This window comes from Bacillus pretiosus (assembly GCF_051294775.1).
Classification (GTDB): Bacteria; Bacillota; Bacilli; order Bacillales; family Bacillaceae_G; genus Bacillus_A; species Bacillus_A wiedmannii.
The window spans coordinates 1-299 of sequence record NZ_JBPPHF010000261.1 but is presented as its reverse complement, the minus strand read 5'-3'; the positions used below and the strand labels follow the sequence as shown (position 1 = coordinate 299).

Annotated in this window: 1 protein-coding gene and 1 pseudogene; both read left to right on the top strand. The window is 35.5% G+C overall.

Annotated features, from left to right (window positions below; all coding sequences use genetic code 11):
• Positions 1-169, top strand: a pseudogene (locus ACSG5Z_RS30795) (guanylate kinase); the annotation flags it as partial.
• A 38-nt stretch (positions 170-207) separates the two neighbouring features.
• Positions 208-299 (top strand): DNA-directed RNA polymerase subunit omega (rpoZ, locus tag ACSG5Z_RS30790; RefSeq protein WP_435712851.1); only part of this gene is annotated, 92 nt, incomplete at its 3' end.

The window sequence follows — 299 nt, the reverse complement described above, 5'->3', positions numbered from 1 at the left end:
TTTAACGGTAGCGAAAGAAGAAATTGATATGATGGACGCTTACGACTAAGTTGTAGAAAACGATCAAGTTGAATTAGCTTGTGAAAGAATTAAAGCAATTGTGGTTGGTGAACATTGCCGCCGCGAAAGAGTAGCAAAATATTATAAAGAAATGACGGAGGGTCTATAATTATGTTAAATCCATCAATTGATTCATTATAAACAAAAATCGATTCTAAATATACACTTGTAACAGTAGCTGCAAAACGTGCGCGTGAAATGCAACTTGCTGATAACTGTGTTATCGAGCAACCTGTTTC